The following is a 23,888-nucleotide window of genomic DNA, read 5'->3' on the forward strand; positions in this document are numbered from 1 at the left end:
TGTTAAGTAGCGGCTTCTTCTTCTTTCCACTTATGGCGCAGTTTTAAAATAACAAGGCTTATAACAATTAAAAAGCATAAGCTTGCAAAGAAACCTGGTCTGCTTGCAGATTCTAACAGCGTACCGCTTACTGCTAGCAGGATTAATAAGAGGCCAACAGCTTGTTTTACTTTATCCCAAACGGTTTGTTTGATTAAGCGATGAAAAGAAATTAAAATAAAGAACCAGTTATAAATCAGCATCAGTCCCGCTGCTGTTGTAATGTACTCATAAATTTTCCCGGGCAATAGCAAGGAAAGAACAATAGAAACAATTAATCCTGCCGTTGTTAAAAGCAAGGCCGGTAAAGGAAACTGCAGCTTTTTCTTTTTTTGCTTTGAAAACAATGCAGGAGCATCTCCATCTTCTGAAAGAGTGACAATCATTGTTGTTACGGAAAAGAAAGAAGCCGACATTGTTGAAAATCCAGCGATAATCATTGCTCCATTAAAAACATGAGGAAAAAATGGAAGATGGTATGTTTCTAAAGCCGTTATAAATGGACTTTGATTTCCATGAAAATCATGAAATGGCACAATTAAAATAGCTAAACTCAGTGAAGCGATATAAATAATTCCAAGGAGAATAAGCATACTTCTACCTGCTTTCGGTGCGTCTTCTTTTTTTTCTAAACGAACCGTCATGATCCCCATGACTTCGATTCCGCCGAAAGCATAAAAGGCATAAAGCAAAGCGCCCCATAAACCTAAAAACCCGTGGGGAAATACTTCACTTATCGTTCGTGGCATCCCTTGTTTGGCACCTTCGTCTAAAAATCCAAATAAAGCGAGACTAGCTAATACAATAAACATTAAAATGGCAGCCACTTTTGTGACAGCAAATACATTTTCCATTCGTTCAAAGCCTTTTGTTCCTATTAATACAACAGCAATGCCTAAAACAGCATAAATAGAGGCAAAGACCCACAGTGGAATACCGTCAAACCAAAAACGTGTAAAAAGAGATAAAGCCGTGAGCTGACTCCCCATGATCAGCATCTCTGAACTCCAGTATACCCATCCGCTGCTAAAGCCTGCCCATCTTCCATAAGCCTTTTTAGCATAGGAGCGAAACGAACCTTTTTGAGGATCTTGAGCACTCATTTTAGCAAGAGCGTCAAATACAATAAATGTACATACTGCTGCTAGTAAAAAAGCAATTAATACAGAGGGACCCGTGGCTTTTATTGCAATACTTGATCCTAAAAAATAGCCTGTGCCGATTATGCATCCTACTCCGATTAAAGACAGCTGCCACCATTTTAATTTCCCTTCAACCTGACTTCCGCAGCCTATTTTCTTTTTCATACTATCACTCCTTACACCTCGATGTAGTGTGTGATAGTTTGAAAAATTTATGCGCAAAAAGAGGCAGCTTTTTACTATTTTTCAGCAGATAGAAAACGCTTTAAATTCAATTCTGCTTTCTCTCCTTTTAAATAATGAATTGCTGTGCAGCTTGACAGCCGAAATATATACCAAATCCTATTAGAGAAAGGCCGGATATAACGGAAACTGCAGTCAAAAACGTCGCTGCTAAATACCTACGAAAAGTGCTTGCTAAAGCTGCCATAGCAATATCCCAGCATAAAATCCCTGTAAAAATAGCACAGCTGTATAAAATAAGCTGTTCTGTTTCGTATGTATTAGCTGTTTTGGCTAAAACAGAGCCATAAATACCGAGCCAAAAAAGAATAGTAAGCGGATTTGTTAATGAAATTAAAAAACCTGAAAAAAAGCACTTTACGATCGAATCTCCTTTTGCATTCCGATGCTGTGTAATTTTCCCTGCGCTCATTAACCCTTCAATACCGGTATAAATCAATACAAAGCATCCAAACGAAAAAAGAAACGTTTTCATAAAATCGCTGCTTAAAAAATGAACGGACCCAAAATAAACTACAAGCATATAAAGGGCGTCAACCGATGTTGCCCCTATCCCTAAGAACCAAGCATGTAAAAAACCATTTTTAATTCCTTTATCAAGCTGAGCGGCGTTGATAGGACCGATTGGTGCGGCTAACGATAGCCCTAATAACATATAACTGAAAAAAGCTCCCACATGCATCCCTCCCTGCTTCTGAGGTTTTATAAATTGAACTATGATAAATGTATGCAGCCTGCTTAGCTTGTACTACGTAATTTTTATTTTATTTCTAAATCCTTTTGTATAGCTGCGAAAAACCAGCGCATGTTAACTGTAAATACTATACAGAAGGATGAGAAGCATGAATTCATACACTCATATTAAAGAAGCATTACAATTAGCTGAACAGGCAGTTTATCAAGGACAGATGAATTTGAATGGAGCTAATTTTCAAAATGCTCAAATGCATTTGACTATCGTTCAGCAGCAAATTAATGAACAAAAAGAAGCGGCGTCTAGTGATAAAGAATTAAAACGAATGGAAGAGCACTTAAGACATTTACGAGAAGCGCAGCAGGCTATTCAACAAAATTTTTAATAAGGGTAATAACAACCTTTTTTCACTTTTATACGAAAAATTAAAAAAGCTCTACGAACTCACTGAGTTCGTAGAGCTTTTGATCTTCACCTGCAGCTTTTAAGAGCTGCGTAAAGAGTAAACTTTTTTCTTTAGCCTTATACATACTTTCCATAATCCGGACGAGCAATCTCATCAAAATTCTTCGTAAGCTTCAATAAATTAGTTGAAAGCCATTCTCCGGAAACCGGTTTTCCATGTCCGGTCACCGCCACAGACGGATGCAGTGACTGAAGCACTTCAACTGATCTTTTAGCAGATGCCCAGTCCGTAGTTAAATAACGAGGAGGACCGCTAATTTCCAATTCTTGCTCTAGTACATCCAGTAAATATTCTTGCTTAGTGGTAACAAAAGCATCCCCAGCGATAAGCGCAAGATCCTGCTTTCTAAAAAGAGAAATATGTCCTGGAGAATGACCAGGGGTGTGAATCCATTCCCATTCCGGCATATGAGGTACAGAGCCGTCGGCTGGTAAAGCTTGCACATGAGAACCTAAATCAATGGCTTCCGTTGGAAATAGCGGAGAAAGCTTTGCTACAAGCCCGCCTTCGACTGTGCCGTCTGGTGTGGGATAATTTTTTTTACCCGTCACATATGGAAGTTCAAGCGGATGTGCATATACCGGTATTTTCCACTTCTCCACTAATTCAATAATAGATCCAATATGATCAAAATGTGCATGTGTAAGAATAATTGCTTTTGGTTTTTTTTCTTTTCCAAACCTTTCCTCTGCCTCATTAATAATCATAGAAGCCGAGTTAGGCATGCCTGCATCAATAAGGACAAAGCGATCGTTCTTGGCTGGATTCCCTATAAAACATACGTTAACAATCTGTGTAGTATAGCTGTAGATATCCGGCGCCACTTCGACTCCTTTTCCACTGGCTATAGAGCTCATGGGAATGAAACTTTCCGTTGATGAACTTCCGTGCATCTCTCTATTCAATTTATAATTCCCTCCTTTAACGTGTCACTTCATATGCGTGATACACGTTTATGCTATCCACCTTTGCTTTCGTTATTCTTTCTTTTACTAGCTCTCTTTTATGTACCCATAAAAAAAAGAAAGGAGAAAAACTCCTTTCTTTTTTTACATCAATTATACTTTTGCCGGAACTTTAACGCCCATGATCGCTTTTGGCTCTAGATATTCTTCAATACCAAATGCTCCCCACTCGCGTCCAATACCAGATTGTTTGAATCCACCGAATGGTGCAGCTCTGTCTTGCTCAGCATCGTTGACGATGATTTGACCAGCTCTAATATTTTTAGCAACATAGTCAAGTGTTTCTTGGTCTTTTCCGACCGCATAGCCTGCAAGTCCATAGACTGTATCATTTGCGATTTCAAGAGCTTGCTCTAGATCATCATACGTGATAATAGTAGTTACAGGTCCAAAGATTTCTTCTTGTGCAATAACCATATCGTTTGAAACGTCAGTAAAGACTGTCGGTTTAACAAAGTATCCTGTTTCTAAGCCGTCTGGTTTGCCCGTTCCGCCAGTAAGAAGCTTTGCACCTTCATCCATTCCTTTTTTAATATAATCCTGTACGCGATCCCACTGTTTTTCCGCTACGAGCGGTCCAGTTACGTTGTCTTTATTTAACGGATCGCCAACTGGGAATGATGGTAAAACCTTCTTCACTGCTTCTTCAAATTTTTCTTTCATAGAGGCAGGAATGATAATGCGCGTTGCTGCCGTACATACTTGTCCTGTATTCATTGCAATGTGTGAAACTGCTATTTTAGCCGCTTCTTCTACATCCGCATCCTCTAATACAACTAGCGGTGATTTCCCGCCTAGTTCAAGAGCTACTTTTTTGATTGTTTTAGCCGCGTTTTGCATAATTTTCTCGCCTACAGCACCTGACCCCGTAAATGATACAAAATCAATGTCCGGGTGAGAACTAATACCGTCACCGATTGTGCTTCCCGTTCCGTTTACAAGGTTGAAGGCACCTTTTGGTACACCAGCTTCATCAATGATTTCTGCTAATATCATCGCTGCATACGGTGTAAGTTCTGATGGTTTTAATACCATTGGACTTCCTGCTGCGATAGCTCCTGCAATTTTAGTAGACGTTTGATTTGTTGGGAAGTTCCATGGTGTAATAAGTCCGCTTACTCCAATAGACTCTTTTACGACCTTGTAGCTTCCATGATCTTTTTCAAATGTATAATCTTCAAGCGCATTAGCTGCTTCTTTAAAGTGGCTAAGTCCCATTTCATAGTGCACTTCTTCTGAAATTTTTAAAGGAGCGCCAAGCTCTTCAGTCATGACTTCAATAAGCTCTTGTTTACGCTTTTCATACCCTTTTGCAATATTGCGAAGCATTTTAATTCGCTCTTCTTTTGTTGTTCTTGAAAATGTGGGAAGCGCTGCTTTAGCTGCTGCCACGGCTTTATCTAAATCTTCTTTTGTACCTAAGCTAATTTTACCAATTGATTTTTCAGTAGCAGGATTGATCACATCTGACGTTTCGTTTCCTGTTGATTCAACCCATTCTCCGTTAATAAAGTGTTTTAAATTTGTACGCATTGATTTGATCTCTCCTTTTAGTTTGTTACTTTTAGTTTGTTAATTGTTGAACTATGTCATCTAGTTTTTATCTACCCGCCTGTCTGCTTCTCAAACACCGCTTCTATTATTTTTTGTTTCTTTCACTGCCTTATCCCTTTTCCAATCGGCTTTTCGCAGCTGAAATGATTTTTCCCCTGAAGCTTTTTAGTTCTTTATAACAAACAGAGATGGAGTCATAGCGAAATCAATCCCATCTAAAGGTGAACAAATCGGATAAAGGAGCTAGTATGGATTATTTACGATACCGCTGTGGATTTCCGTGCAAGGAGGTCGATGAGCCTCCTCGCTTACTCTACTGCTTGGTCTCACTAAATAAAACTCATATTCACCATAACCACAAAAAATCCGAACGAGGAATCAAGATTCTCCATCAAGAATCTTGATTCCTCGTTCGGACCTTCCTTCAACTAAAACACTTTTGCTCCAGCCTCTTTTGTATTTCTTTTGTATTAACGTACTTCTTGTAAACGATGTACCGCTCTGCTTTCAATTAACGGTTCTGTTTGCTGTCTGTATTGTTGATAGTGAGGTGTTTCAATGTGAGCTTCAACATCTTCTTTGCTTTTCCATTTCTCATAAAAAACAAATGTGCCTGCTTTGTCTGTATCCTGGTGGAGAGTGTATTGAATACATCCTTTTTCTTCTCTTGATGGTTCAATAACTTTTACTAACTCTGATCGAAGCTCTTCTTCTTTTCCTGGCTTGGCTTGTAAAATGGCGTTAATAATAATTTCTGACATCGTTTTTCCTCATTTCTTTAAAAATATTCTCCATAAAAAGCTTCCCTCTTTTTGTATTTATTACACTGACCATCATATTTTTTGTATGATGATGGATCTCTCTAGTCCAAAACAGCAAAACATACACATTATCTACGGCGGTCTTTGTTGATGCTGTTAATAAAAAAGCCTGTAGTCCTACAGGCTTTTTTACATCTTAGTTTAATAATTGTTTCACGACTGCTTTTGCTACACTGATTGTTGACTGAGGATTTTGACCTGTTATTAGGTTGCCATCTGCTTGTATATTATCTGTCCAGTTTGGAGCAGTTACTACATTTGCACCAAGTTCACGCAGACGTGTTTCCAAAAGAAACGGCATGAAGCGGTCTAATGTTGTTTCACGTTCTTCATCATCTGTAAACGCAGCAACATCTTTTCCTTCCACCAACGGCTTTTCATCTGATAATGTAACACCTACTAAGCCTGCCGGTCCGTGGCATACAGCGGCTACTACTTTGTCTCCTTCATATAGTTCACGAATTAAAGCATGAAGCGTTTGATTATCTGGCAGATCAAACATTGTGCCATGACCGCCTGGTAAGAAGACAGCATCAAATTTAGCACTGTCTGTAATTGTATCAAGTTTTAGGGTATTCTCTAGATGCTTAGCTGTATTTAAGATTTCTTGAGAAGTCTCTCCTTCAAGGCTGCGAGCATCCACCGGCGCTTTTCCTCCTAGAGGACTTGCTACAGTAATGGTAAATCCAGCTTTTTCGAACTCTACGTACGCTTCACCAAATTCTGAAAGCCAAAGGCCTGTTGGATGATTTTCTTTCATTTTGTCAGCCGTTGTTACGACCATTAATATATGTTTAGACATAGTAACGTCCTCCTGTAAATAAAGATAGTATTTTCTGTTTCCGCCTTACACACCATATTGTAAGAGAGGAATTACTATAATACAAATTAGAAAATATCTGCTTATCCATAAATATTTTTATAGATAATGTAGACGCCTTTGTTAATGAAGCATTTGCGAAAAAAACAACCGTACAACACCTAAACTTATTTTTTTATCCACTCAAAAAAACCGCCCTTTTGAGTAAGCGCGGTTTTTTCCAGAAAAGCATAGAATCTATTTTTTATTTTAAAGAGCAGACTGAGCGTTCATTTGTTTTACTTTTTTTTCTCCCGTTTTTTTAAGACTCATCATAAAAATAAACGAAATACAGTACAGCCCCGCCAAGTACGTCATCGCTACCGTCATATCATAGCTTTGCAAAAGATAGCCGACAAGAATGGGTGACAACCCTCCGAGCGCTCTCCCGAAGTTAAAAATAGTGTTCGTTGCAGTACTGCGAACTTCTACCGAATAGTGACTGCTGATCAAGGCTCCGTATCCTGCGAACATTCCGTTTGAGAAAAATCCGACAACAGCTCCTCCTATAAGCAGCCCTGCACTTCCTTCGGCATACGAGTATAAAAATACCGCACACGCTGAAGCGAGAAGAAAAATTCCAAAAGTACGTTTCGAACCAAAACGATCCATAAATTGACCAAATGTTAGCATGCCTATAATCATTCCAACGGCTGTACTGATTGTCCAAAGAGCTGAACTTGAAACAGAGAGTCCTTGTGATTGCTGAAGCATAGACGGAAGCCATATCATGAGTCCGTTATAGCCTGCAATTTGAACGGTAGCCATCACTGCCAGAGAAATAGTCGTCATCGCCGTCTTAGGCGTAGCAAATAGTTGACGTAGCTTGCCATTATTTTTAACAACGGCTGTTTTCTCTTTTTGAGCTTTTAGCCACTCAGGAGATTCGTTTAAATTTTTTCGTACGATAAAAGCAAAAATGACGGGGATAATTCCGACAAAAAACAGCGCTCTCCATCCGAAAATCGGCAGGATCAGAGAACTTAAAAGCGCCGCAAGAATAACTCCAAATTGTGCGCCAATACTAACATAAGATGAAGCTCTTCCTTGCTTATGTTTCGGCCACGCTTCTGCAACAAGAGCCATACCGATTCCGTACTCTCCTCCAGCCCCAATTCCGGCAATAAATCGTGAAGCATACACTTGTTCAACATTTGCTGCAAAACCTGTTAATGCCGTTCCGACTGCAAATAGAAGAACCGTGTAGGTAAAAACCCGCACTCTTCCAAATTTATCTGCTAAAATTCCGAAGATGACTCCGCCTATCAGCATTCCTATATTCGTAATAGAAGAAATAAGTCCACCCGTTGCTAAATCAATGTGAAATTCAGCGATAATCATTGACATAGCAAACGAGATAAACATAATGTCCATCCCTTCTAACGTCAAACCTGCTACTGATGCTACAACTGTCTTGTTACGATAATTCATGTTGTTCCACCCTCCACTGTATTCTTTCTGTATAAACGCTCTTTCTTTTTTGAAGGAATGGATAAATAACATATGTCCATTCTCTTTTGAAGCCTCTCTGGACTTCGTTTAAAAGAGGTAAGTAACGCATAAAAGCCCTTTTGTCGCAGAGGGCAAAAGGGCACAGATAGGCATAGAAGCAGTAAACAAGTTATCCGTCCTTTTCGGCCTCTCTGGACCGTCTTAAAGGCAGTTATTATATTAATCACTATGTTAACACGCCGCACAGAACCTTTCAATAAGAAAAATATCTTCTTTAAAGCAGCTATGTACATCTACTACTCGCTTTTTATTATCATACTATTTCATCAATTACTCTTTAGATATGGTTAAAACCAAAGCCTAATGTATCATGTTCAAAGCCTTTTTTAGGCGCACCTATCGTTCCATACACACAAACACTAATCCATTCCTCGCTTGATCCTGAGAACTCAATTTTTCCGCGTACAATTGAAAATGTGAGTCCTACTGTCCGTAAAATATCACCTAGCTGCAGCGTTCCTCGACTCACTCCTTGAATGGCTTCAAGTATAGCATGATAAAGAGCGTGAACTTCCCGGTACGACTGGGCATTAATAATTTTGTTTGTCTTGGCGCTCGTTTCAATTGCCGCCACGACTTTAGACAGTTCCATCGCTCCGACTTTTCCTACTGTGTAGCTATATCCTCTCTCATTGATTTCCTTTTCAATACCTTCAGCTAGTTCCGTATTATGTAAAAGAACGAGTAAAGATGTTAATCTTCCCATTGAAAAATCATTAACTTGTTGAAATTTATTGTTCAACTGTCATTCTCTCCCTTCTATCCCCTTATTATTTTAACAGACGAATACCTAAAAGGGTGCTGATTATTCAACGAACGAGCGCTCACTTAAAGGGGCAGAAGATCTATGTGTACTGTCCACCACTTTTACGAAGTAGAACTTGCATAAACAAGCAACCTGCCTTTTAGTAAGCGCTTACTTTATTTTCGAGGAAGAAATCATTTTTCTCTACTTACGTTAAGACAAGCTGTGATTCAACTTTTAACTTTCCCAGCATCTCTCTCGTCATTTTTTCTAGGTTATATTCTGCTTTAAATCCCCACTCTTCCTTCGCACAGCTGGAATCTATATGGTTAGGCCAGCTTTCAGCAATTGCTTGTCGAACAGGATCTACTTGGTAATTCAGCACAAATTCCGGAATCGTTTTTCGAATTTCCGCTGCCATTTGTTCTGGATCAAAGCTCATGGCAGAAACGTTAAATGAATTTCGGTGCTTTAGCTTAGAACCGTCCGCTTCCATTAATTGGATGACGGCGTTTAGTGCGTCAGGCATATACATCATATCCATATAGGTTCCTTTGTCGATATAAGACGTATAGCGCTTATGTTTAACGGCTTCATAATAAATTTCAACAGCGTAGTCCGTTGTCCCTCCACCTGGAGGCGTTACGTATGAAATTAAGCCTGGAAAACGTAGCCCTCGTGTATCTACTCCGAATTTATGGTGATAGTAATCGCAAAGTAATTCACCCGCTACTTTATTAACACCATACATCGTGGTAGGACGTTGAATTGTATCCTGCGGCGTCCAGTCTTTTGGAGTCGTTGGACCAAATGCACCAATTGAACTTGGAGTAAAAAATTGGCACTTCAGCTCACGCGCTACTTCGAGCGCGTTTACTAATCCGCCCATATTTAGATTCCAAGCTAGAAGCGGCTTTTGCTCAGCTGTCGCTGATAACAGCGCAGCCAAGTGAATAACCGTATCGACTTTATGCTTTTCGGCGATCGTAAATAACGCAGTCTGATCCGTTACGTCTAAAATCTCGAATGGACCTGAAGTCACAACATCGCTCGTCGTCTTGCGAATATCAGTGGCAATAATATTTTCTGGACCATATATCTCTCTCATTTTCATTGTTAATTCAGAACCGATTTGTCCTAGAGACCCCGTTATTAATACTTTTTTCATCTCAATATCCTCCTCATGTACTGCTTAGATTCAACGTTTAGATTAATTTCATTTCCTTGCCTACTTTTTTGTAGATACGAAGTGCTTCATCTAACATTTCTTTTGTATGAGCAGCCGTTGGCATATTGCGAACGCGTCCTGTTCCTCTTGGAACGGTAGGGAAAACAATTGATTTAGCGTATACCCCTTCTTCTATTAATCTCTCACTAAAAATCTGCGTTTGATTTTCATCTCCTATAATGCACGGAGTAATAGGTGTTTCACTTTCGCCGGTATCAAAGCCCAGCTCTTTTAATCCTTGCTTTAAATAACGGCTGTTTTCCCACATTTGATCCTGCAGCTCTGTACTTGTGCTTAGAATTTCAATCGCTTTAATACATGCAGCAGCCGTGCCTGGTGTAATAGCAGTCGAGAATAAAAACGGGCGGCTTCGTACTTTCAACCAGTCAATTAAGTCTTTTTTTCCAGCTACGTATCCGCCTACAGCTCCAATCGCTTTTGACAATGTTCCAATTTGGAAGTCTACTTTTTCAGATAAGCCAAAATGTTTGACTGTCCCCATACCGTTACCTAATACGCCCGATCCGTGAGCATCATCTACGTATGTGATTAAATCAAATTCCTGTGCGATTTCTACAATTTTCGGAAGCTTAGCAATGTCTCCATCCATTGAGAATACACCGTCGGTAATTACCATTATTTTATTATAGGCACCGGACTTTTGTGCTTCGCCTGCTTTTGCACGGAGATCTTCCATATCCGAATGTTTGTAAGGAATAATTTTTGCTTTTGATAGCCGACACCCGTCAATAATTGAAGCGTGATTCAGCTCATCTGATAAAATCGCGTCATGTTTATCCATAACTGCAGAGATGGCTGCCATATTGCAGTTAAAGCCAGATTGGTAAGCTATAGCTGCTTCCGTATGCTTAAACTCGGCAAGCTTTTCCTCTAGCTTAATATGAATATCTAGAGTTCCATTAATCGTTCGGACAGCTCCAGCTCCCACCCCGTATTTTTCAGTGGCTTCGTTGGACGCGTTAATAAGCCTTTCGTCTGTAGCAAGCCCCAAATAGTTGTTGGATGATAAATTAATTAATTTTTTTCCATCAATTTGAATCACAGGTCCATTTGGTCCCTCTACTGGATTAATGACGTTGTATAGCCCTTTATCTTTTAAATCTTCTAAATTATTATTCAAGAATTCTTTTAAACGTCTGCTTGTCATCTTCCATACCCCCTCATTGTTGTTCAACACGTCTTATAAACTTCTCTTTTCCCCATTAAAAGATTAATCTAAGCACTTGTAGTATATGAATTAAAAATCAAGTGTATTCCTGAGAAAGACAAATGTTTCTTTTGTAAGCGCTTAAAATTCAATACTTATAGAATTTATAATAATCAACAACCAAGTAAATGTCCATACTAAAAAAACAAAAAATAAGAAATTTTCGGCAATAATAAAAATCCGTCCTTCTGTTAACGATTTTTCCCGAACGTTATTAGACAATATCTTTTTTCTTTTCTCTCTTTGATAATTCTTTTAAAAAAGAGACTAATGCATAACTAATTCAACAGCTAAAAGCACCTACATTCACCTACCAATAAAAAAATCCGAACGAGTTTGGTCCTTAATCAAACTCGTTCGGATCGTCCTTCAATTAAACTACTTTTGTAACAGTCTCTTCCGTTACTTTTGCACAGATATGTTTTTTATTTTTTTATGGCCGTTTTTTACTAATAAGCATGAGACAGCAAAGCTTAGTAAAGCAGCTAAAAACGTTCCACTGTAAATAATGTGAACACCTGATGCAAGAATTTCATGCAGCTTTGACAGTTCTTCTGCCGGTACCCCGCCTGTCTCAAACGAAGCATTCAAATTTTCTTGCCCTAATTTCTTTGCCTGTGAAAGCGTCACTAAGTTAAAGATTGTACCAAACACTGCGGAACCTAGTGTTTGACTAAATGTATTTGTAAACGTATTAAGAGCCACCGCTACTCCTCTTTTGCTGGCTGGGACTGCTGATTGAATAACTAACATAAAGATAGGCGTAATAATTCCCATTCCTAACCCAAGAACCCCAACGGCTACATAAATTAAAAATACGGGTGAGTGCGTGGAGACTAAAAACAGCATAAAACATGCCGTACTTACGATTGCCGTTCCTAGCGTAAGGATGGAGTGCGTTTTAAGACGCCCTACTAAATTCCCTGAAAGCAGTGAACCAATTGTCCAGCATACTGGCATGGGCATTAACACAAAACCGGCAGCGGTTGCACTTTTTCCCATCACTCCTTGGCTCCAAATTGGCAGGTAAACCGTAATACTAATAACTACTGACCCGACAAGAAGTGTTAATAAGTTTATAACAGATACACTTCGAATAGAAAACAGCTCAAGCGGAATAAGAGGTTCCGGCGATTTCTTTTCGATATAAATAAAGCCCATGAATGTCAGAACAGCTAGAACAAATAATCCTATAATGATCGGATCTCCCCAGTTTTGATGCTGACTTCCGGTTAAAAGCGCGTATAAAAATGCAATGGTTCCAACTGAAAACGTCACCGCTCCAATGTAATCGATATAGCGTTTTTCTTTTACCACTTCTTCTTTATAGTTTACTAGAAGAACAATAAAAGCCATTAGTCCAAACGGTATATTTAAAAAGAAAATATAGCGCCAAGACAGCGTATCGACTAAAAATCCCCCAAGAAGAGGACCGAGAACTCCAGCAACTCCCCAAACTGCGCTAATCCAACCTTGGGCTTTGGCTCTTTCTTTTGCTTCTTCATACAAGTCGCCAATAATAATCATTGTAAGCGGCATAACGACCCCGGCGCCTAGCCCTTGGATTGCTCTGTAGACAATTAATTGTTGCATCGAAAAGCTAAGCCCGCAAAGTATAGATCCGATTAAGAAAATAATAATTCCAACAAGCATAACTTTTTTTCGGCCGAATAAATCCGCTAACTTTCCGTATATAGGTGTAGATACAGCGGTTGTCAGCATATAAATGGCATATACCCAGCTAACTAGCTCAATACCCGACAAATCACTTGTAATTCTTGGAACAGCCGTACTGACAATGGTTCCTTCCATTGCAGCTAAAACAGTGACAAGCAGCAGCGCTGTCATGATTCGTTTCCTCATCTCTTTCTCTCCTTGCAACTGCGGGCATACCATCGTTTTTTTTACAGAAGATAAAAGCGGTTTCAATATACTTATACCCTTTTAGCCTTTATATGTATGTGATGCTCCGCATATAGTTACTGCCATATGCAGCCAAATAATTATTTTACTATAAAATTTTTCAAAGCGATAGAGAATTTCAAAAATATGACTTTCCTCTCATTTATAAAAACATGCGTACATGATGTTTAATTTCTTTTTTCAATTACAAAAAAGCATCCCGTAACAGGTGTTACGGGATGCTTTTTACGTATTTTGTATGATTAACTTAGTCGGGGATCTTTTAATAAACGTTCCATTTCTTCCATATGATTTGTTTCATCTGCAATCATATCCTCAAGTTTGACAACAAGCTCTGTTAATCCTAACTCTTCTGCTTGTTTTTTACGCTCTTCGTAGCGCTGGATCGTTTCTTTTTCAGCCTTGCTCGCTTCTTTAAGCATTTCCGTCACGTTTGAGACGTGCTTCACCTCAGCTGGCTTTGTTGTTGGCTCACCGCCAAGGTTTTTGATTTTTTCTGATAAATAAAGGGCATGCCCTTGCTCGTCAGGAATTTCTCCTTCAAAGAAAGGTTTTAAAATTTGATATTCTAGGCCGGTTACTGTAGACGCATAGTAAGTGTACTGAATAACCGCCGAATATTCACCCGCTAAATCGGTATTAAGTCCCTCTATTAGTTGTCTCATTTTCTCTTCCATTTGAATAAACACCCTTTCATTTACTGTTAGTAGGCATATACCCTTTTTAACGAGTCCTAAACCATAATAAGGTGATATTCTGCTCCCTTTTTTAAAAATAGGGAATTTACTAACTGGAACGAAAATGTTTGATTTCTATGTTCTTAAAGAAAGACGTTCCTCCTTGGGAAAAAAGCGTAATTCCTTGGTCGTTGTGACGAGGAAACACCTCGCTAGAATGTACGGTTTTTCCATCATCAATAAAGACTTCAATACTTGTTTTATCTACCAATATCTTCAAATGAACATTTTTCTTGTCTGCATCAAAGTAATCGCGGCTTTCCACATATTTTTTGCTTTGATCAGGCTGATTACTATAGCTTCTATTCACATATGAGACGTTATCTTTTGCAAAAACCCCGACATCAATGTGCCGCTTTTGATCTGCGGACTCTCGAAGTCGTAAGCCTACATTTTCTGCATCTGACCATGAAATATCTGTATCAAGCTGATAAGCTTCACCTTTTATCTTTAACTTTTTCTCTCCGTTTACTTCTACTTGCTTGAGAGAATTTGTTGAATCAGTTAGCTGATTTAATTCTTCGACAGGCTTTGATAACAGGCTGTACTGATCGTTGTCTTGTTTTGAAAGCGTAATTTCACGGGTTACTGAATCGAATCCGTTAAACCCATCTTTCATCGTTGGTGTCTTATCTGGATAATCCCAGTTGTTCATCCATGCAAAAGCGTAGCGTTTTTCTAAAGAATCCTCATTTTTACCGTCTTTAAACGTGACTGCTCCGTACCAATCAAAACCATGATCTAGCCATTGTGGCTCATCCATATCGGGAGTGAATGTTGTTCCATCGTATTTTCCTGTCCAATAAGCATAGGTGTTTGGCTTTCCGCTTTCTTTTCCATTTGCACTTGTCCCGAGAACCCACTTAACTGTCCCGTCATCCGCCTTCATTTGAAAAAGATCTGGACATTCTGTAATGCCAATATCTTTAGTGACAAGTCCTCCCGTATACGTCCAATCCTTTAGATCAGAAGATTCATAAAATCCGATTTTTTCACCTTCTGACATGACGAGAACCCACTTATCATGTTCATTATCCCATATGACTTTGGGATCTCGAAAATCTTTGGTGCCTGGATTAGGCATGATAGGATTTTTGCTATATGATTTAAAGGTTTTTCCTCTATCGGTGCTATACCATAAATACTGTTCTTGCTTTTGTCCATCAGCAGAAGGCTGGGTCATAATCGCTACAATTGCGCCTTTACCAAAACCTGCTGTGTTCTCTTTATCTTCTACAACGGATCCGGACCATATATCGCCATTTTTATTTGTATACTTTGGAATAGCTACTCCTTTATCTTTCCAATGAACCAAATCTTTAGACGTTGCATGTCGCCATTCCGTCCCATTCCCTTTAGGGTAATCATGATTGTATAAGTAATAGTAATGATACTCTCCGTCAAAATAAATGGGCTTTTGAGGATCATTTTTCCATTTATCAGGCGTGCTAAAATGATACACCGGGCGATAAGTGGATTCACTTTTATTTCCTTTTTCTTTTCCTCGATCTTTTGTATCCTCTTTTTTGGATACGCCTGCTATAATGAGTCCGGCTATTACAACTAAAAGAACGGCAAGCGTTATCCATTTATAAGCACCTTTTTTCTTCAAACAAACCCCGCCTTTCTCTTTTTTGTCTACATCGAATAAAACAAAAGAAAATGGTGATTACAATCACCATTTTCTTTTGTTGCTATTGCAAAGGGCTTAGTCTTCATCCACTGTTAACTGACCTTGTTCAAGAACGCTATCTTTTACAACAGATGTTTTTGAACCGTCAATATTTACTAAGAAGCTTGGTGCAAATGTAGAGTGGTTGTCTTCATAAAAGCCTCTGTTTGTCATGTAGCTTGTAATAACAACATTATTACCTTTTGTTTGCGGTACGGCAAAGTGAGAATATGTAAATGTTTTATCATTAGGATCTAAATCCATATGAAGAACTAATCCCGTATCATTTAAAGGCTTATATTTTCCTGTTAACGTATTTGAAACATAGCCTAGCATATACACATCATCTTGTCCGATTCCATCAATCGTCATTTTAGATCCGCGAGAATCAGTGAACAAGTACCATTTTCCATCTTTTTTGAAAATGTTTGCACGTTCAATTTCGTCTGTAACTGTATTTGATGTGATAAGCGGCTTCATTACTTTTTTGAGCGTATAGTCATCATTTAACTCAATAATGCCCAAAGCCCCGTTTGCTAAAGAAGCTTTTTCTTTATTAGATCCTTCAAGAAGCTTTTTCTTTTCAGATTGGAAGAAAGGATTGTTTCCTCCGTAGTATGCTCTGTTATTTAGAGAGTCTTCGCCTTGATAGCCATCTTCTGTTCCAGTGTTAGCTTCGAAAACAAGGTACTTATGTCCATTGTCTTCTATGTAATGAGGATCTCTTAGCGTATGGTTATCCCCTGTGTCATAACCGCCTTCATCAATAAACTGCTGAACCGTTTGATAAATCTTTCCGTCACCATCAAAGATTGACTTGTAATCTTCTACTCCGTCAACTTTTAACGTATTATCGTTTGGCTGAGACATGTTCACTTGAGCTGTCGTTAACGTTTGTTTTCCGTATTGTTTACCTGAATAATCCGTGTAGAATAAACGAACTTTACCATCTTTCGTTAATGTGGCAGAACCAGACCATTCTTGTGTTTGACTTTTAAGATGCGGGTCATTCGGAACGAATTTATCGCTGTCTTTAAACACTCTTCCAGCGTTTTTCCAGCTGTCAATCGATTTGTCTCCAGCTTTTTTATAGAAAAGATAAACAGACGTGTCATTCGAATCTTTTGGATCACCTGCTAGGGCAAACACAATTTGATATCCATGATAAGTCGCCACTGTTCCGTCAGCATTTTGTAATGGCCAGCTGTCCCATACATCTAAGTCAATTGTATTTCCCGATGCATCTTTTCCTTTAGCAGAAGCAATGTTTTTAATAGTGGATTCATCAAAAGCAGGAACCTTAAACTGAGCACTGTTTTGCTGCTGTGGAATTTTCACCATATTATCGCGAGTAATATGTGAAATTCCGTAGCTATTATTAAAGTCTTTGCTGTCATTTCCTTTAGCAAATGTTTGGTATCCCCCGCCTACTAGTAGGGCTGCAGCCAGTGTAGCAGCAGTTGTATGCTTAGCAACTCGTTTCATTTTCATATGTTTTCTCCTTTTGGGTTAGTAAAAAATATAAATTTATTAATTCAATTAGCTATCAAAAATCCGAAAACAGAACCGGTTCCGTTCAACCAAAAGATTACTTGGATAAATGACGAAAGTCAAACATGCCAAATGTAGCTATTTTTCATTTTCATCTTTTTCATTAAGCTGTAACTAGGACCAAAGTTTACGTGTAAGAAACTTTTTATGTAACCGTTTGTTTTAAAAAAAGTGTACGACTTTTTTACACTCCAAACCACGTTTTCCAGCCGTTGCGTTTTATATTTTTCACATGATTAAATACTCTATTTTTCTAGCATTGAAAGCGCTATTCCTTTTTTTTATGTTTTTCAATCATTCTGTTTTCATCAATCTCTTGAAAAATCAGTACTCTTTTTTATTATTTGGACATGAAAACGTTCTATTCTTTTTCCTTTCTGGAGATTAGAATGATAATAATAAAGGTCTAAAGTATGTTTTCAGAAAAAAATATTCCTTCTTTTTGCCTACTCATTTTTATCTTCTTTAATGCATCATACGCCATCCCTTTTACAAAAGAGAGAGCGTATGATGCATCTTTTTAATATTAAGAGTCTAAGCCAGTTGCTTTTCCTTCACGGCTGGAATCAGCTGCTCCAAATAAACGGCCGTTTTCTTTATCAATTTGAATACCTTGAACATTTCCGATTGGGAACGGCTCATCTCCAAAATTAAACCCCATGGCTTCTAGCTCTCCTTTGGCATTCATATCCACTCCGGCTTCCCAACCGATAAGTGATCCTGTACTATTAAAAATTCTTGGTTCTTCAATCGCTTCTTTTATATCCATTCCATAGTCTAAGACATTCATAAGCGTTTGGAACACAGAGCCTACAATGGTTGGTCCGCCCGGAGACCCTAAAGTGAGTACAGGTTCACTATCTTTAAAAACGATGGTTGGGCTTTTACAGCTAACCGGACGCTTTCCTGCATCCGCTTGGTTTAGCCCTCCAGGAATAGCATCAAAATCAGTAAGCTCGTTGTTGAGTAAAAATCCATGGTCTTTAACCATAATTCCTGTACCAAAAGGATGTTCCACAGTTGATGTACAAGCGACAATATTGCCCCAGCGGTCAACTACCGTGAAGTGAGTTGTTTCACTAAGCTCACGTTCAGGTTCATAAGGCTGACGCACAACGTTCACTTTTTGGCCTTTCTCATAATCCCACGGGTTGCCAAAATCAACTTTCTCATTTTTATGCTTCCAATTAATTAATTTTTGACGTTCCTTTATATATTCGTCGTTTAAAAGCCCTTTTAATGGAATGTCACTGTAGGCTGGATCTCCAGAGAATGCAATTTTATCTGAAAATGCAATGCGCATAGCTTCTGCAAACAAATAATACTTTTCCCACGATTTCACGTCGTACTGAGACACATCGAAGTTCTCTAATAGCTTTAAAATTTGCAGCACCGTAGCTCCTCCTGCACTAGGCATGTTGGAAGAAGCAATTCGGTATCCTTTATAATCTCCCCACACGGGTTCATCAATCTTAATCTGGTATTCTTTCAAATCTGACAGTTCCATAAAACCGCCGTGCTCTTTTATCGTTGAAATAATGGCTTCTGCAATTTCACCTTCATAAAAAGCCTCGATACCTTTTTCTTGAAGAATGCGGAATGTTTTAGCCAGATCTTTTTTATTAATCATATCTCCTTCTTGCATAGGCTTGCCGTTTGGAGAATATAGCTGCTTAGCATGTTCTCCTAGTCGATAGGCATATGTTTTTAAAATATCTCCAAGCACCCAGTTTGTTTCCACACCCGCTTCTGCTGCTTTGGCAGCCGGTTCAATTAATTCAGCAAGGGATTTTGTTCCATACTCTTTACGAGCTGCTTCCATCGCCTTTAAAATCCCTGGAATTCCAATTGCCGTTGCATGAGTAGAACGCTTTCTAAACGGAATAACTTCTTTATTTTCATCAAGAAACATTTCAGGATAAGCTGCTTTAGGAGCCTGAGAATGCCCGTCAAAAATTTTAGTTGTTTTGCTTTCATTGTGGTACACCATAAAAAAGCCGCTGCCTCCAATACCGGTCATCATCGGTTCTCCAACATTGAGCCCAAACTGAACGGCAATTGCCGCATCAATTGCATTGCCTCCCGCTCTTAGTACCTGTTCTCCGGCGTCTGTTGCAATTGGATGAGCACTGGCTACCATTCCTGTTTTTCCAACCGCTGTTTCTCTTCTATATGAACTCTTTCCTGAACGAGATAAACTTTTTCCATTAATCATCTTTTATGACCTCCTAGTTACTTACTTTATCTGGGATATTAGTGAAATACCCTATTGCATTTGGGATAAAACTGTTTAAATTTGTATTGATTACTTTACCTAGACCGATATCCCTAGCGTATTTTAAGCCCTTTGAAATCTATAAAACAGAAAAAGCGCCAAACCGTTTTATTTAAAGAACAGGGTTGGCGCTTTTTGCGTTTTCTAACGTTTATACACTTTTACACTTGTACCGAAGCTACTTCATTGTTTACGTTCAGCAGGTTATAAAGCTCTTGAAGCCTTCCAATTTCATAGGTAGAATTCCAATTTGTATCATTCTTTTTTTTCTGAGGATTAAACCAGCACGTATCAATACCGGCCAGCTGCCCGCCTTGAATGTCTGCACTCAAAGAATCTCCAACAATCAATGTTTCATGTACGGACAGCTCTTTTATACGTGAAAAAACATAATCAAAATATTCCTTCATAGGTTTTTGAAAACCTGTATCTTCTGAAACAAATACTTCTTTAAAATAAGGATATAGACCTGAGTCCTGAAGGCGCTTATATTGTGTAGCCGATACGCCATTTGTAACAACATATAACTCATAGTGACTGCTCAGGTTTTTAATTACCTCAATAGCTCCGTCAATTAGCTGATGACCATTATTCAAATACGTTCGGTACTCTGCTTCAAGCAGCTTTCCGTCTTTCTCTATTCCATATTCTTTAAATAGAGTAGAAAAGCGAGTATTTACAACTTGCTCACGGCTTATTTTATTTTCTTCAAAAGCTGTCCATAACCCCTGGTTTATCAAGCTATAACGTTTTTTGCTTTCATCAGTCAACGGAATATTGTGGTTAGCAAAAAGAAGCTGTAAAGCCTGCTCTTCGGCTGCGTTAAAATCTAAAAGCGTATTATCAATGTCAAATAGAAGCGTTCTGTATGTTTTCATTCTTCTCTTTCCCCTTCAACTAATCTATTGCTTTTTCTACTCGTATATATTGTCGTTTGCTAGACAGCTCAGTTTTTCTTTATCTTTGAGAATAATGGAGCCTTTCTTTTTTTCAATAACTCCTTGCGCTACAAATTTCTGAAGAACACGATTTAAATGCCGGTAAGTCGTTCCGATTAAATTGGCTATATCTTTTAGGCTTTCTGTTTTTTGATCCATAACCAAATGTGATTCTTCACAAAAAATAGAGAGCAAGTAGCTAGCCAGCCGCACTTCAACTGGGTACATTAAATTAAAGCTTAGCGAGTTCGATTTTGCGCAAAACTTTTTTGTGAGCATTCCCAGTAAAAACGTCAGCAGCTGTGGATCATCGCTCGCATGCTGTTTTAATCGTTTGTATGGTATACCAATTACAACTAAAGGTGAAACGGCTTCAACCGTATTCATAATATCAACATCCTGTACATACTCAATATCGCCTATCACTTCAAGGGGCTGTTTAAAGGAAAGAACAAGCGTCTTGCCTTCGGGCGATATGGTATAAACTTTAACCTTGCCTTTCACCAGTATGTACAAGCAGTGAGACACGTCTCCTTGAGAACAAAGACGTTCTCCTGCCTCCACATCATACAGTGACAAATGCGGTAGTAAGTCTTTCTTGAAAACTGACTCTAATTTATAAGTATTTATATACTCCAGCAGCTGTTTCTCACTCGTAATTTCCCTCATGTTTTCCTCTCCATCATAACGGTTTCTTTTTATTAAACAATAACACTTCCCAAAATAAAAAGGACATATGTCCCGAATAAAATTTTAATTTTTACGTTATGTTCATAGATCCCTTTCAAAAGAAATATATACACAAAAAAGACTCTAGCTCGTTGGCTTAGAGTCTTTTTGTTAAACGCTCTTGTTCTTTCTGGCGTATCCAACGTAAATAAAGACGCCAATCAGCATCCAGCCGATTGAGTACATCCACGTTACCATTGATAAGTTAAACATAAGAAAGATACAGCAAAGAATAGCAAGAATTGGAATGAACGGCACAAAAGGTACTTTGAAACCGCGCTTTAAGTTAGGCTGACTTTTTCGAAGAGCTAAAATTGAAAATGAAACGGCAGCAAACGTAACAATCGCTAGCATATTCGCTAAATCTGCCAGCTGTTTTAAATCAACAAAACCAGCTACGATCGCGCCTAACGCCCCCACAAGCCATGTAGATATGACAGGCTCGCTATTTTTTTGGTTCACTTTCGCAAAAAGAGACGGCAATAATCCATCATGGCTCATTGACATCAGTATGCGGGGCACGACAAACAAATAAGCAAATACGACGGCCATAATACCAATAACCGCTCCGATAGATACAATGAGCGCTGCCCATTCTTGTCCTACACTATTGAGCGCATATGACAACGCATCGCCTACGTTTAGCTCTTTATAAGAAACCATTCCTGTTAATACTAATGCAATTACTACGTAAATGACTGCACAAACACTTAGTGCAATCAAAATACCTAGCGGCAAGTTTCTTTGCGGATTTTTCACTTCTTCTGCCGAAGTAGAAATGGCATCAAATCCGTTATAAGCGAAAAAGACGGAAGCTGCGCCTGCAAAGATCCCTTTCACACCAAAAGGAGTAAATGGGTGCCAGTTATTTGTATGAATAAAAAAGACGCCGACGGCTACAAATAAAAGAACAATACCTATCTTGATTAAAACCATTAAGTTATTTATTTTTTTACTTTCTTTTACCCCTCTTGTTAATAAAAACGACATGCACAGCACAATAAATACTGCCGGAAGGTTAATGATACCTCCGTCGCTCGGTATGGCGGTTAACGATTCAGGAAGTCTAATACCAAACTCAGTAAGCACATTATTTACGTAAGAAGACCATCCGCCTGCTACAGACGCTAAAGACACCGTATAGCATCCTACAATGGACCACCCTATTAAATGCGCTACAAATTTCCCTAATGAAACATATATGTATGTATATGCGCCTCCTGAACTTGGAACAGCTGAACCAAATTCTGCATAGCACAACGCAACAAGAATACAGGCTATTGCAGAAATAATAAATGAAACGGAGACCGAGGGCCCTGCATCCCTGGCGGCAACTAGTCCTGCTATAACCAGCACTCCTGTCCCAATGGTTGCTCCTACTCCCATCAAAATAACATCAAATAACCCTAGTGTCTTAGTTGATTCTTTTGCTGCATTTTCCTCTAACAGCTTATTAACATCTTTTTTTGCAAACAGATTACTCATGATGACTAACCTCTCTTCATCTCATTACGAATGACTACTTTATAGTGGTAGATCTTTCTATATATGTAACAGTGAATTATTTTACTACATTTAATTTTCTGTGTAAAATAATTTAGCATTTGAACTTTTTAATGATTAAAACAAAATCACTAATAATGTTTTCTATCACACCATTATGATGTACCCGAACAGACTAAAAACATGCGTTAACACCTTTCTCAAAATTAGCTTCATTCATAATTGCTTTTGTACTATACTAAAGAAAAACTTCATAGGAGCAACGTAAAAGATGAACTTATTTTATTTTCTAAAGGGGTTAGTGATCGGTTTTTCCGTTGCTGCTCCCGTCGGTCCCATTGGTATTTTATGCATCAATCGCACGTTATCTAAAGGGCGATTACACGGATTTGTATCGGGGCTGGGAGCAGCTACAGCAGATGCTCTTTATGGATGCATCGCTGCGTTTGGCCTAACGTTCATTACAACCTTTTTATTAACCCAAAAGATTTGGCTTCAGCTGATTGGGGGATTATTTTTATGCTATTTAGGTGTACAAACTTTTCGTTCTCAACCTGCAGAGCACGCTGCTGCTGCTAAAGGAGAAGGGTTGCTTCGTTCGTATACATCCGTTCTCTTTTTAACGGTTACGAATCCAATGACGATCTTATTTTTTATTGGCGTGTTTTCTGGTGTAGGCATTAGTAAATCAGCATTTGATGTTGCTTCTGCGCTGACAATGGTTGCAGGCGTATTTTTAGGATCGGCCTGCTGGTGGCTCTCGCTCAGTTTTGCTATTAGTCTTGCCCGGTCGAAGTTTACGAATAACAGCTTGATCTGGGTAAATCGTATTTCGGGAGCGGTGGTACTGACTTTCGGGGTATTTGCGTTATACAAGTTGCTATAAAAAGTCACTTGTCTCCTTTTCTGGGGACAAGTGACTTTTTTAATAGAAAAGAATAATCTTAAAAAATACCCTAAACGCTGTGTTTTCTGTATAATAGATAAATAGAAAAACAGAAAAAGTATAAAAAATGCTTGAAAACTACATACTCAATCAATAGTCTTCAAACATAATAAGGGGA

Annotated in this window: 20 protein-coding genes; 2 read left to right on the forward strand and 18 right to left on the reverse strand. The window is 38.7% G+C overall.

Annotated elements, in window-relative coordinates:
• Positions 1-2: 2 nt before the first annotated feature.
• Together SCI76_RS06325 and SCI76_RS06330 are read right to left on the reverse strand one after the other, a co-directional pair.
• Positions 3-1,346 carry an amino acid permease gene (locus SCI76_RS06325; protein WP_407545097.1) on the reverse strand — a complete coding sequence of 448 codons (1,344 nt, stop codon included), beginning with the start codon at positions 1,344-1,346 and terminating at the stop codon, positions 3-5.
• Between the two features lie 127 nt (positions 1,347-1,473).
• Positions 1,474-2,100, reverse strand: a complete 627-nt coding sequence (locus SCI76_RS06330) for a LysE family transporter (RefSeq protein ID WP_338705361.1) — start codon at positions 2,098-2,100, stop codon at positions 1,474-1,476.
• A gap of 166 nt (positions 2,101-2,266) precedes the next feature.
• On the opposite strand from SCI76_RS06330, the gene SCI76_RS06335 reads away from it, so the two are divergent.
• The gene (locus SCI76_RS06335; RefSeq protein WP_028408115.1) at positions 2,267-2,503 is read left to right on the forward strand and encodes a hypothetical protein; all 237 of its coding nucleotides are present in this window, start codon (positions 2,267-2,269) and stop codon (positions 2,501-2,503) included.
• Between the two features lie 137 nt (positions 2,504-2,640).
• Here the strand turns inward: SCI76_RS06335 and SCI76_RS06340 are convergent, their stop codons facing one another.
• From SCI76_RS06340 to SCI76_RS06415, 16 genes are all read right to left on the reverse strand, one after another.
• Positions 2,641-3,489 carry an MBL fold metallo-hydrolase gene (locus tag SCI76_RS06340; RefSeq protein ID WP_060747537.1) on the reverse strand — a complete coding sequence of 283 codons (849 nt, stop codon included), beginning with the start codon at positions 3,487-3,489 and terminating at the stop codon, positions 2,641-2,643.
• A gap of 153 nt (positions 3,490-3,642) precedes the next feature.
• Complete coding sequence (locus SCI76_RS06345) at positions 3,643-5,082, reverse strand: aldehyde dehydrogenase family protein (protein WP_048018551.1); 1,440 nt, start codon at positions 5,080-5,082, stop codon at positions 3,643-3,645.
• A gap of 491 nt (positions 5,083-5,573) precedes the next feature.
• Positions 5,574-5,864 carry a putative quinol monooxygenase gene (locus SCI76_RS06350; protein WP_048018550.1) on the reverse strand — a complete coding sequence of 97 codons (291 nt, stop codon included), beginning with the start codon at positions 5,862-5,864 and terminating at the stop codon, positions 5,574-5,576.
• Between the two features lie 196 nt (positions 5,865-6,060).
• Positions 6,061-6,726 carry a type 1 glutamine amidotransferase domain-containing protein gene (locus tag SCI76_RS06355; RefSeq protein ID WP_048018549.1) on the reverse strand — a complete coding sequence of 222 codons (666 nt, stop codon included), beginning with the start codon at positions 6,724-6,726 and terminating at the stop codon, positions 6,061-6,063.
• 267 nt (positions 6,727-6,993) lie between these two features.
• Positions 6,994-8,214 (reverse strand): MFS transporter, encoded by a 1,221-nt coding sequence (locus SCI76_RS06360; RefSeq protein ID WP_168760507.1) that lies wholly within the window; start codon positions 8,212-8,214, stop codon positions 6,994-6,996.
• Between the two features lie 358 nt (positions 8,215-8,572).
• A complete protein-coding gene (gene hutP, locus SCI76_RS06365) occupies positions 8,573-9,037 on the reverse strand; it encodes a hut operon transcriptional regulator HutP (protein WP_045291416.1) in 465 nt (154 codons plus the stop codon).
• A 211-nt stretch (positions 9,038-9,248) separates the two neighbouring features.
• Positions 9,249-10,208, reverse strand: coding sequence for an L-threonine 3-dehydrogenase (locus SCI76_RS06370; protein WP_028413951.1), 960 nt, complete (start codon positions 10,206-10,208; stop codon positions 9,249-9,251).
• A gap of 37 nt (positions 10,209-10,245) precedes the next feature.
• Positions 10,246-11,436: a glycine C-acetyltransferase gene (locus SCI76_RS06375; protein WP_063246919.1), complete on the reverse strand. Its 1,191-nt coding sequence runs from the start codon at positions 11,434-11,436 to the stop codon at positions 10,246-10,248.
• Between the two features lie 462 nt (positions 11,437-11,898).
• Positions 11,899-13,359: an MDR family MFS transporter gene (locus SCI76_RS06380; RefSeq protein ID WP_098627170.1), complete on the reverse strand. Its 1,461-nt coding sequence runs from the start codon at positions 13,357-13,359 to the stop codon at positions 11,899-11,901.
• 302 nt (positions 13,360-13,661) lie between these two features.
• Positions 13,662-14,096 (reverse strand): ferritin-like domain-containing protein, encoded by a 435-nt coding sequence (locus SCI76_RS06385; protein WP_013056263.1) that lies wholly within the window; start codon positions 14,094-14,096, stop codon positions 13,662-13,664.
• Between the two features lie 109 nt (positions 14,097-14,205).
• Positions 14,206-15,768, reverse strand: coding sequence for a glycoside hydrolase family 32 protein (locus SCI76_RS06390; protein WP_168760505.1), 1,563 nt, complete (start codon positions 15,766-15,768; stop codon positions 14,206-14,208).
• Between the two features lie 96 nt (positions 15,769-15,864).
• A complete protein-coding gene (locus SCI76_RS06395; RefSeq protein ID WP_328174734.1) occupies positions 15,865-17,319 on the reverse strand; it encodes a glycoside hydrolase family 68 protein in 1,455 nt (484 codons plus the stop codon).
• A 586-nt stretch (positions 17,320-17,905) separates the two neighbouring features.
• Positions 17,906-19,594 (reverse strand): gamma-glutamyltransferase, encoded by a 1,689-nt coding sequence (gene ggt / locus SCI76_RS06400; protein WP_034266630.1) that lies wholly within the window; start codon positions 19,592-19,594, stop codon positions 17,906-17,908.
• A gap of 221 nt (positions 19,595-19,815) precedes the next feature.
• Positions 19,816-20,532 (reverse strand): YjjG family noncanonical pyrimidine nucleotidase, encoded by a 717-nt coding sequence (locus tag SCI76_RS06405; RefSeq protein ID WP_328174732.1) that lies wholly within the window; start codon positions 20,530-20,532, stop codon positions 19,816-19,818.
• Positions 20,533-20,568: 36 nt separating this feature from the next.
• Positions 20,569-21,261: a Crp/Fnr family transcriptional regulator gene (locus SCI76_RS06410; protein WP_407545098.1), complete on the reverse strand. Its 693-nt coding sequence runs from the start codon at positions 21,259-21,261 to the stop codon at positions 20,569-20,571.
• Positions 21,262-21,432: 171 nt separating this feature from the next.
• On the reverse strand, positions 21,433-22,806 hold the full coding sequence (locus SCI76_RS06415) for an amino acid permease (RefSeq protein WP_063246914.1): 1,374 nt from the start codon (positions 22,804-22,806) through the stop codon (positions 21,433-21,435).
• Between the two features lie 289 nt (positions 22,807-23,095).
• Between SCI76_RS06415 and SCI76_RS06420 the strand changes: the two genes are divergently transcribed.
• Complete coding sequence (locus tag SCI76_RS06420) at positions 23,096-23,710, forward strand: LysE family transporter (protein ID WP_342837053.1); 615 nt, start codon at positions 23,096-23,098, stop codon at positions 23,708-23,710.
• Positions 23,711-23,888: the final 178 nt, after the last annotated feature.

It is taken from the genome of Priestia sp. HNGD-A6 (assembly GCF_045784335.1).
Taxonomy (GTDB): domain Bacteria; phylum Bacillota; class Bacilli; order Bacillales; family Bacillaceae_H; genus Priestia; species Priestia zanthoxyli.

Excerpts from the sequence above, each read along its gene's own strand:
- SCI76_RS06385 (WP_013056263.1), bottom strand. The coding sequence starts at position 14,096 with ATGGAAGAGAAAATGAGACAACTAATAGAGGGACTTAATACCGATTTA.
- SCI76_RS06405 (WP_328174732.1), bottom strand. The coding sequence starts at position 20,532 with ATGAAAACATACAGAACGCTTCTATTTGACATTGATAATACGCTTTTA.
- SCI76_RS06375 (WP_063246919.1), bottom strand. The coding sequence starts at position 11,436 with ATGACAAGCAGACGTTTAAAAGAATTCTTGAATAATAATTTAGAAGAT.
- SCI76_RS06395 (WP_328174734.1), bottom strand. The coding sequence starts at position 17,319 with ATGAAAATGAAACGAGTTGCTAAGCATACAACTGCTGCTACACTGGCT.
- SCI76_RS06335 (WP_028408115.1), top strand. The coding sequence starts at position 2,267 with ATGAATTCATACACTCATATTAAAGAAGCATTACAATTAGCTGAACAG.
- SCI76_RS06350 (WP_048018550.1), bottom strand. The coding sequence starts at position 5,864 with ATGTCAGAAATTATTATTAACGCCATTTTACAAGCCAAGCCAGGAAAA.
- SCI76_RS06325 (WP_407545097.1), bottom strand. The coding sequence starts at position 1,346 with ATGAAAAAGAAAATAGGCTGCGGAAGTCAGGTTGAAGGGAAATTAAAA.
- SCI76_RS06410 (WP_407545098.1), bottom strand. The coding sequence starts at position 21,261 with ATGAGGGAAATTACGAGTGAGAAACAGCTGCTGGAGTATATAAATACT.
- SCI76_RS06415 (WP_063246914.1), bottom strand. The coding sequence starts at position 22,806 with ATGAGTAATCTGTTTGCAAAAAAAGATGTTAATAAGCTGTTAGAGGAA.
- SCI76_RS06380 (WP_098627170.1), bottom strand. The coding sequence starts at position 13,359 with ATGAGGAAACGAATCATGACAGCGCTGCTGCTTGTCACTGTTTTAGCT.
- SCI76_RS06355 (WP_048018549.1), bottom strand. The coding sequence starts at position 6,726 with ATGTCTAAACATATATTAATGGTCGTAACAACGGCTGACAAAATGAAA.
- SCI76_RS06420 (WP_342837053.1), top strand. The coding sequence starts at position 23,096 with ATGAACTTATTTTATTTTCTAAAGGGGTTAGTGATCGGTTTTTCCGTT.
- SCI76_RS06360 (WP_168760507.1), bottom strand. The coding sequence starts at position 8,214 with ATGAATTATCGTAACAAGACAGTTGTAGCATCAGTAGCAGGTTTGACG.
- SCI76_RS06345 (WP_048018551.1), bottom strand. The coding sequence starts at position 5,082 with ATGCGTACAAATTTAAAACACTTTATTAACGGAGAATGGGTTGAATCA.
- ggt (WP_034266630.1), bottom strand. The coding sequence starts at position 19,594 with ATGATTAATGGAAAAAGTTTATCTCGTTCAGGAAAGAGTTCATATAGA.
- SCI76_RS06370 (WP_028413951.1), bottom strand. The coding sequence starts at position 10,208 with ATGAAAAAAGTATTAATAACGGGGTCTCTAGGACAAATCGGTTCTGAA.